Annotated in this window: 4 protein-coding genes; all 4 read right to left on the bottom strand. The window is 70.8% G+C overall.

Annotated features, from left to right (window positions below; all coding sequences use genetic code 11):
* Positions 1–881, bottom strand: an 881-nt coding sequence (locus tag GPY60_RS26150) for a serine/threonine-protein kinase (RefSeq protein WP_156690598.1), incomplete at its 3' end; no start/stop codon positions are given.
* Between the two features lie 68 nt (positions 882–949).
* Positions 950–2,788, bottom strand: coding sequence for a type VII secretion AAA-ATPase EccA (eccA, locus tag GPY60_RS26145; protein WP_156690597.1), 1,839 nt, complete (start codon positions 2,786–2,788; stop codon positions 950–952).
* Between the two features lie 8 nt (positions 2,789–2,796).
* Positions 2,797–4,404, bottom strand: a complete 1,608-nt coding sequence (gene eccE, locus GPY60_RS26140; RefSeq protein WP_156690596.1) for a type VII secretion protein EccE — start codon at positions 4,402–4,404, stop codon at positions 2,797–2,799.
* Positions 4,401–5,478, bottom strand: a 1,078-nt coding sequence (mycP, locus tag GPY60_RS26135; RefSeq protein ID WP_156690595.1) for a type VII secretion-associated serine protease mycosin, incomplete at its 5' end; no start/stop codon positions are given. The genes mycP and eccE, both read right to left, overlap by 4 nt.

Below are 5,478 nucleotides of genomic sequence, written 5' to 3'. Positions count from 1 at the left end.
GTCTGCCAGTCCCTGGTCTGCTGCGCGCCGGGGTGGGGGAAAGAGCCGAGGGCGGCGTTGAAGGCGGCGGCCAGGGCCCCAGCGCTCGGGTAGCGGTCCGCGGGGTCCTTGGCGAGGGCGCGGGCGATCACCTCGTCGACGGCCGGCGGCAGGTCGGCTTTGACGTCGGTGGCCCGCGGGACCGGTTGGAAGAGATGGGCCGCCATGATCGCCGACATGGTGTCGAATCGGCCGTACGGGGTGCGGCCCGTGAGCAGTCGAAACAGCGCGCAGCCCAGGGAGTAGACATCGGCGCGGTGATCGATCGGACCGCCGTGCAGCGTTTCGGGCGCCGCATAGGCGACGGTGGTGACAAACGAGCCGGATGCGGTGAGCCGGGTGGCCTCGTCGAGCGCCCGCGCGATCCCGAAGTCGGCAAGCAGCACCCGCTCCTGATCCCCGGCGAGCCCCGACAGCAGGAAGTTGGCCGGTTTGACATCCCTGTGCATGACCCCGCGCCGGTGGGCGTAATCCAGCGCCTTCGCCACTTCAGTGATGATGTGGGCGGCGCGCGCCGGGGTCATTTCGGCCTGCGCCAGTTCGCTGTTGGCGTCGGAGCCGTCGACGTACTGCATGGCGATCCACAGTTGCCCGTCCTCCGCCTCGCCGCGGTCGTAGACGGTCACGATGTTCGGATGGTTCAGCGTGGCCGCAAGATCCGCCTCACGAATGAACCGGGCCCGGAACTGCGGATCCTGCGACAGCTCGGCCGAGAGCACCTTGAGGGCGTCGCTGCGCGGCAGCGACGGATGGCGGGCCAGGTAGACGGTGCCCATGCCGCCGGACCCCAGGACGCGCTCGATGCGGTAGCGCGCCAGGATCGTTCCGGGCGGCAACGGCATCGCAGACTCCCCTTCCGATCGGCCGCACGAACCCCGGCGGCACCACGGGCCGACCCTACCGCCACCGCCTACCAGACGATGGCGGCCATGTCGCGGTTGTCCGAGCACACGCTGCGCACGGCGGCCTCGACGTCGGGGGCGGTGATGATCTTGAGGTCGTCAACGGTCACGGGTTGCCCTGCGCGTTTCTGGGCCACCACCCGGGTGTCGCGGAAACCCTCGGCGCGCTCGATGACGTTGCGCGCGAAGCGGCCGTTCTGCATGGCGTCGATGCCGTGCCGCCCACCCGGAGTGGTGTAGTTGCGGATGGTGGTGGCCGCGTCGAGGAAGGTGGCGCGCGCGGCGTCGGCGCGCACGCTGGCCCGCGGGGTGGCGTAGCGCTGCCCGATCTCGACGATCTCTGCGGGCGAATAGGATTCGAACCGAAGCTTGCGGTTGAACCGCCCCGCCAAGCCGGGGTTGACGGTGAGGAACGCGTCGACTTGGTCTTCGTAGCCGGCGCCGATGAAGCAGAAGTCGAAGCGGTGCACCTCCAGCGCCACGAGGAGCTGGTTCACGGCCTCCATGCCGATCATGTCCGGCGTGCCGTCCTGGTGGCGCTCGACCAGCGAGTAGAACTCGTCCATGAAAATGATTCGGCCGAGCGACTTTTCGATGAGCTGGTTCGTCTTCGGGCCCGACTCCCCGATGTAGTGGCCGCAGAAGTCCGACCGGCGGACCTCCCGGATCTCGGGCTGGCGCACGATGCCCATGCCGGCATAGATCTTGCCCAGCGCCTCGGCGGTGGTGGTCTTGCCGGTGCCGGGCGGGCCGACCAGCAGCATGTGGTTGGTCTGCCCCTCGACCGGTAAACCGTGCTCCAGGCGCATCATTCGCACCTCGAGCTGGTCCTCCAGCGCCGACACCGCCTGCTTGACGGCCGCCAGGCCGACCTGCTTGGCCAGCAGCGCGCGCCCCTCGGCCAGGAGTTCCGCACGCCGCGCCGCCGCGTCGTCGTCGTCGATTTCCTCGCGGCTCTTGGCCGTCGAGGCGTCCCAACGATCGGTGCGCCGGGCGATGGTCTGTTCGTCGGTCACCACGAGTTGCAGGTTCGGGTCGGCCAGCGCCTCCTTGGCGGGATCGGTCAGGACGCCGTTGAGGGTGGCGCGCGAGAGCCAGATCTGCGCCTTGTCCTCCTCCCCCAGCTGCCGATGCACCATGCCGCGCACGTACGCCAAATCCGCGACCAGCAACGGAATGTCGGCGGGCCCGATCGACGCCGTCAGCACGTGAGCGTCGAACCGGCCCGACGATGCGGCCTGTCCGATCACGTCGACGCGGTCCAGCCAGTCGAGGGCGACGCGGCCCTGCCCCAGGTGCGCGGCGGCGTGGGCCGCCAACGCACAGATGGATGCCGTCACCGCCGACATGACGATCGCCTGCGGCGGCAGCTCCTCGGCGGCGGCCGACAGCACATCGGGCCAGCGCTGCGTGGTGAACATCAAAAACGCCCGCGCCAGCTGATGCCACTGGAAGTTGGCCCACGAATCCAGCAGGTCCCGTCCGGCGAGCAGCCGGTGCGCCTCGTCGTACTCCCCCGCGATCGTCAGCGCCGACGACAGGGCCAGCCCCGCCTGCGACGCGTCGGTCACCGTGATGCCGATGTAGGGGCCCAGCTGGATCTCCGCGGCCAGCGTCTGGCCGATCCGCGTCGTCTCGCGGTGCAGCCATTCGCTGGTCGCATAGAGCTGCTTCAGCGATGCCAAACTGTCGTCGCCACAGGCGATTCGGCCCAACCACGCGTCGGCCATCGACGGGTCGGCGTCGGTCGCCGCCACGAACTCCGGCAGAGCCGCCGGCCGGCCCTCCCGGTTCTTGATCGCCATGGCCCGGTCGAAATGCCGACGGGCGGTCTGCAAGTCACCCATCGGCCGGCCTAGGTCGCGATCGACATGCTGACGGGCTCCAGGCTCACGTAGCGGTTCTCGGCGCGGAACATGTCCATCTCGACCAGCCAATCCTGGCCCGCCGCAAGGACGCTAACGGTCGCGGGGCCGATCTGTTCGATGACCACCTCGAAGTTGTGGCGTTGCGCGTCGGACAGCGTCGTGCCGTACGGGGCGATCGTCATCACCGTGGGCGGACGCGGCGTCGGAGAAATGTCGGTTCCCCCGAACTCGTTAGAGGCGTCGGCGTCACGCCTGCGCCTGCCGACGTACTCGACGACGCTGACCGTGGTGCGCGGTGCGGGGCGCGATCCGCTGACGACGGTGATCTCGGGCATGCGCACACTGGCCCAACGCGCGGCGTCGCGGGTGTGGACGCACACCCGCTCACCCGCTCCGGCCGTGCGAATCACGATCCGCTTGGCGACCGGGTCGTCCGCGGCGACGAACACTCGCGACAGCTCGCCCGCGTCGGTGACCGGCATCAGGAGGCGGTCGCCATTGCCGAGTTTGCCGATCAGCACGCCCGACGGGCCGATTTCGGTGACGAGTTCCGCCGGCAGCGGGGTCGGGCGCAGGCCGCGTAGGTGTGGCCGCGGCCCGCACATGTTGGCCGCCGCGGCGGCGGCCTGCTCCCCGTTGAGCCGGCGCAGCACGACGCTGGGCGGGGTGGGCGCGGGCGTGGGTGTGCGCACGGTGACGGTCGCGGTGCACGTCGCGTCGGGATAGACGGTGACGTTCTGGATTATCTCGTCGGCGCGCAGCGTCCACGCCTGCGCCAGGACGCGCGACGTGATCGCCTGTGCCGGATAGGCATACGTGGTCATCCAGCCCGCCTCGCCGCGGATCGCCTTCCACCGCTGCGCGTCCCCGCCCACGGCGTCCGAACCGAGCCGGCGGTCCAGCTCGGCGAGGTCGGTCGCGGTGGCGACCTTCGCGCGCAAGCCCTGGCACCGCAGCAGCCCCGCGATGCGCTGCGCGACCGCCACGGCCGCCGCCCCCACGGTGGTCCGCCACTGCAGCGCCTGGGTGTTGTCGAGCACGGAAAGCCGCATGATCAGCCAGGTTTCGCGCCGGCCGGCATACGGCGGGGTGCCGATCTCCGAGTCGTACACGCGGGGATAGTCGCCCACCGTCCCGTGCCTAGACCCCACCGTGACAGCGCTGATCGACTCGAGCTGCAGGCCCAGCGCATGACGCAGCATCGGCACGAGTTCGACGATGTCGATCACATTGTCGGTCTCAACGGTGACCGAGCCGGTCACCCTTGTGGCCCGGTGCGGCCGGCCGAGCAGTTGCACCGCGACGACGGCCACGCCGTCCTGCACCCGCACCCCACCGCCGGATCGGTTGTTGGCCACCGTGATCGGCGCGTCCCACACGATCGGTCGCCGGCCCCGCAGCCACAACACCGCCCACGACCATGCGGGCTGGCCCCACCACCGCGCGAACACCAGCACGCCCCCGACCACCGTGGCAGCGGCCGCGCCGACGTACCCGGCCAGCGCCCAACTCCCCAGGGCCAGCAGGAACACCACGCACACGCCGACGACGCGCCGGTCGCTCGATGGGCCGAACCCCGTCAGTTTCGACCTCATCGCGCCCTCCGCAGTCGCGTTGCGACGGCCAGCACCAGCACTCCGGCGGCCACCGCACCGAGGAACCCGACGGCGATGTTGCGCGCCCGATGGTCCGGTGGCGGGGCCGGTGGGGCCGGGGTGATCACCCGCGTCTGCGCGCCGGGGGGCAGACGGTCGCCGGGCGGGATGTTGAACGTCAACGCGGCGACGGGGTCCACCAACCCGTAACCGACTTTGTTGTCGACCCCCGAGGGCGGGTTGTGCGCCGACTGCACGATCCGGTTGATGACCTGATGTGCGCTCAGCTCAGGGAATTTCGCGCGGACCAGGGCGGCCACGCCGCTGACATAGGCCGCCGAGAAGCTGGTCCCCCAGAACGGCATGTTCTTCTCGCCGGGCCGCGACGGCGGGTAGGCGTTCACCGGTCCTCCGCCCTGCGGCGACAGACCCATGATGTGCGTGCCGGGCGCGGCGACGCCCACCCAGGGACCGGACATGCTCTTGTCGATGGCGGCGCCCGTGGCGTCGACGGCGCCCACCGACAAGACGTAGTCGGCGAACCACGATGGCGACGAGATCACCTTCACCTGATGCCAGTCCCGCGGGTCGGTCGGGTCCAGCGGGTCGTACATGGGGTTGTTGCTACAGCCAGCTTCCCCGTCGTTGCCCGCCGCGGCGACGATCACCGCGTCCTTGACCGTGGCGGCGTACCACAGCGCGGCCCCCAGGGCCCGCTGGTCGGCGGGGGCCACCGCGGGCAGGCAGGCGGTCACCGAGATGTTGATGACCTTCGCGCCCATGTTCGCCGCGTGAACCACCGCCCGCGCAACGGTATTCAGCGTGCCCGCCTTCACCTTCTCGTCGGAGTTCGGGTCCGCCGGCGAGGGGTTCACCGGTTCGAAGGCCCGCGACGACTGACGGATCGAGATCACCGTCGCGTGCGGCGCGACGCCGACCACGCCGTCGGGCGCGCCAGGCGGCAGCGGCGGCACGGCGGGCTCGTCCTCGGTCTGCGGATCCGGCGGACCGTTGGACGCCGCCGTGGCACCGCCCCCCTCCAGCGGCGGTGGGGGGGGCGGTGCCACGGCGGCG

The organism is Mycobacterium sp. Marseille-P9652 (genome assembly GCF_902652685.1).
In the GTDB taxonomy this organism is placed as follows: domain Bacteria; phylum Actinomycetota; class Actinomycetes; order Mycobacteriales; family Mycobacteriaceae; genus Mycobacterium.
The sequence above is the reverse complement of the archived record's forward strand: the minus strand, read 5'-3'. Positions and strand labels throughout refer to the sequence as shown.